The sequence below is a fragment of the uncultured Campylobacter sp. genome, from assembly GCF_938018035.1.
In the GTDB taxonomy this organism is placed as follows: domain Bacteria; phylum Campylobacterota; class Campylobacteria; order Campylobacterales; family Campylobacteraceae; genus Campylobacter_B.
Genome location: NZ_CALIJF010000072.1, coordinates 1 through 3,216, shown reverse-complemented (window position 1 = coordinate 3,216; position 3,216 = coordinate 1). Strand labels below are relative to the sequence as shown.

Genomic DNA, 3,216 nt, shown 5'->3' with positions numbered 1-3,216 from the left:
CGAAGGCAAGGTGCTAGACGAGGTCATAGACGTAGCCGCGACAAACGCTAAAGCGTGGAATATGGCGGAGCTCTACAGCCGCGAAAATATCGCTAAAATTTTAGATTTTGCAAAATAAGGCGCGAGCCCATAGATAAAATTTAAACCGAAGGGGCGAACGATCGCCCTTTCCTGAAAAGGCAGGCGGCAGTATGGGCGCGCTAGTGATTACTCTTCCTAAAAAATAATCGACTGCGCGGATAGCGAGATGATCGTTTTGCATCTCTTAAGTCCGCGGGGCTCGCTGTAAGAGGGCAGAGGCGACAAGCGGCGCGTCTAAATTTAAAGCGCAGGCGGCGGATCGAGCGTGAAATTTAGCTATGTTTGGAAGGGTAAATTTTGCCACATAATACTTGCGCCGAATTTGATGCGTAAATCTCGCAATAAATTTTACTCCGGCGCGAAATTTTGCCGCGTTTAATGGCTTTGCTTAAACGCCCTTATCCTGCGATATCTAAAAATTCGCTCGTTAAATTTTAATCTCGGCTTTATATTTGTGATTGCGAAATTTGCTTTTGCGTGCCGCTACGCATTTAAATTTATCCCTCGATGCTAAACAGATCGCCGAAAATTTTTTTTGCAATACTGCATGAAGCGTTTGGGAATTTTAACGCCACGGATATCCGCGGTGATGACACTATCTTGGACTTCAAAACGATAAGCTCGCTAGTGATTTTCATAGCCTTACAGCCATTATAGCACACGTCGCCTACACTTGGCGTATAAGCCGTTATGCGGTGCGTCTGCGTCCTCGTACCGCCCGAGCTTGATCGGTCTTTGGAAAAGCAGATAGTTCTTATAGTCGTACTTGTCGTCCGCAAGGCCTATCATATAATAATTCTCGGCGCTGTTTTTGGAAGCGGTCGCAACACCTGCTTTAAAATTTAATCTAAACATAAATTCTGCTTTGGCAAAAAGCGGCAAATTTTACCGCTTCAAATTTACACGAGCTGTGCGCCCGCGCCTTTTACGACCTCGCCGATAACGTAGCCGTCGGTATTTGCCAGCACGAAGTCCGCGTTTTGCTTCGGAGCTACGACGATCATGCCAACGCCCATATTAAACGTCCTCATCATCTCGGCAGGCTCTACCTTTTGCGCGATAATTTTAAAGATTTCAGGCGTGCGGATCGCGGCGTGTTCGATCTTTGCGCCTAGTCCCTCCGGAAATACTCTCGGCAGATTTTCCACGATGCCGCCGCCCGTGATGTGCGCTAGTGCGTGGATCTTGTTTTTTAAATTTAAAAAGTCGCCGACGTAGATCCTGGTCGGCTCCAAAAGCACGTCGATGAGCGCTCGACCGTCCACTTTGTTGTCAAATTTTAGCCCCAGTTCGGCGATCACTTTTCGTGCGAGCGAGAAGCCGTTTGAGTGCAAGCCGCTGCTAGGAAGTGCGATAAGTACGTCGCCCTCACGTACAAACTTGCTGCGGTCGATCTCGTCCTCTTCGGCGATACCCACGGCAAAGCCCGCTAGGTCGAAGTCGCCCTTTTCATACATCGAGGGCATCTCCGCCGTTTCGCCGCCGATTAGCGCGCAGCGCGCGAGTTTGCAGCCCTCGGCGATGCTTTTTACGACCTCTTTGGCATCCGCGATCTCAAGCTTCGCCGTCGCGTAGTAGTCGAGGAAAAATAGCGGCTCGGCGAAGTTACAGATGAGGTCGTTTACGCACATCGCGACGAGGTCCTGCCCCACGCCCTCAAATTTGCGCGCATCGATCGCGAGTCGCAGTTTTGTGCCCACACCGTCGGTGGCGCCTAGGATCGCGGGCTTTTTGTAGCCCGCAGGCAGCCTCACTGCACCCGAAAACGAGCCAATACCGCCCAAAACGTGCGGAGTTTGCGTCGCTTTTACGAACGGTTTTATTGCGTTTACGAACTCATTTCCCGCGTCTATATCGACGCCCGCGTCTTTGTAGCTTATCAAATTTTATCCTCCAAGATGGTATAATTTCGCAGATTTTAGCTAAAATCGAATAAAAACGCTATAAAGGCTCACCTTGAAATTTAAACACGCCGTCGTCATTACAGGCAGCATCGGCAGCGGTAAGAGCGCGGTTTGCGAGCTGCTTCGTGATCGCGGATTTGAGATCATCGATGCCGATAAGATTTCGCACTGCGTTCTTGATCGCTGCGCCGCGCAGGTGGCTGAAATTTTCGGCGCGCAATATGTCGTGCAAAAGGACGCGCAGGCTAGAAATTTGAGTTCGTACGCGGAATTTGACGCTAGCGGCGATGAGGAAATTTCGGCCGCGCACCGTGCTTCGGTAGATCGCAAAAAGCTAGGCGAGCTGGTGTTTAAAAACCCTGCGGAGCTTGCAAAGCTAGAAGCGCTGCTGCATCCAAAGATAGCGGCTGAAATTTTATCGCAGGCACAGGCTTTGGAGGCGAAAGGAAAGCTCTATTTCGTCGATATTCCGCTGTTTTTCGAGGGCAAGAGGTATGAGTTTTTCGATAAAGTAGCGGTCGTTTATGCTCCTAAAGATACGCTGATCGCGCGCGTGATGAAGCGAAATGGGCTCGATCATGCCGCCGTAAAACACCGCGTGGAGCTACAAACTAATATCGAGCAAAAGCGCGCTATGGCGGATTTTGTTATAGATAATAGCGGCGATCTTGCCGCGCTTAAGGCCGCGGTGGAGAGATTTTTAAAAGAGCTAAAAGATAGAATTTAGCCCTTTGCGCGGTTGGGTAAAATTTCTACGCGAATTGAGATGAGTTGAAAATAAAGGAGAAGGCGATGAGGATCGGTAGCTGTGCCCAAAAGGGCGCTAAATTTCAAAAATTTAAAAGCGCGCCGCTTAAAGAGCGGTTAAAATTTGCGGCGCGAGCTGTTTTGCTCTCTGCACTGCTCGCGACGGGCGCTACGGCGGAGATCGACGATCTAAGGAAGGGCTGCGCCGCGGGGAGCGAGATGGATTGTAAAAAACTAAGCCGCGTGACAAACGAGCTGCAGCGCAACTGCGACGCAGGCGGCGAGGAAAATGCGCTGGATTGTGCAAATTTAGGCTACGCATACGACTCAAATAGAAGCTTCAGGCAGGCCGCGCGCTATTACGACAGGGCGTGCAAGCTCGGCGAGCAGAAGGGCTGCGTCTATTTAGGGCTGCTCTACAACGACGGGCAGGGGGTGGCGCAGGATCGCAAGAGGGCGAATGAGCTTTTCGGCGACGCCTGCA

At 50.7% G+C, this 3,216-nt stretch carries 4 protein-coding genes and 1 pseudogene; 2 read left to right on the top strand and 3 right to left on the bottom strand.

Annotated features, from left to right (window positions below):
• Nucleotides 1-578: 578 nt before the first annotated feature.
• From Q0257_RS02270 to purM, 3 genes are read right to left on the bottom strand one after another with little or no spacing between them, the layout of a single operon-like run.
• On the bottom strand, nucleotides 579-719 hold the full coding sequence (locus Q0257_RS02270; RefSeq protein ID WP_298021043.1) for a hypothetical protein: 141 nt from the start codon (nucleotides 717-719) through the stop codon (nucleotides 579-581).
• Between the two features lie 13 nt (nucleotides 720-732).
• Nucleotides 733-936: an Imm10 family immunity protein gene (locus Q0257_RS02265; protein ID WP_298021040.1), complete on the bottom strand. Its 204-nt coding sequence runs from the start codon at nucleotides 934-936 to the stop codon at nucleotides 733-735.
• Between the two features lie 44 nt (nucleotides 937-980).
• Nucleotides 981-1,964: a phosphoribosylformylglycinamidine cyclo-ligase gene (gene purM, locus Q0257_RS02260; RefSeq protein WP_298021038.1), complete on the bottom strand. Its 984-nt coding sequence runs from the start codon at nucleotides 1,962-1,964 to the stop codon at nucleotides 981-983.
• 73 nt (nucleotides 1,965-2,037) lie between these two features.
• Here purM and coaE point away from each other — a divergent pair, with 73 nt between their 5' ends.
• Together coaE and Q0257_RS02250 are read left to right on the top strand one after the other, a co-directional pair.
• Nucleotides 2,038-2,712, top strand: a complete 675-nt coding sequence (gene coaE, locus Q0257_RS02255) for a dephospho-CoA kinase (protein WP_298021035.1) — start codon at nucleotides 2,038-2,040, stop codon at nucleotides 2,710-2,712.
• Between the two features lie 65 nt (nucleotides 2,713-2,777).
• Nucleotides 2,778-3,216: pseudogene (locus tag Q0257_RS02250) on the top strand (sel1 repeat family protein); the annotation flags it as partial.

Coding starts and splice junctions, on each gene's coding strand:
- Q0257_RS02270 (WP_298021043.1), bottom strand. CDS start 719: ATGAAAATCACTAGCGAGCTTATCGTTTTGAAGTCCAAGATAGTGTCA.
- Q0257_RS02265 (WP_298021040.1), bottom strand. CDS start 936: ATGTTTAGATTAAATTTTAAAGCAGGTGTTGCGACCGCTTCCAAAAAC.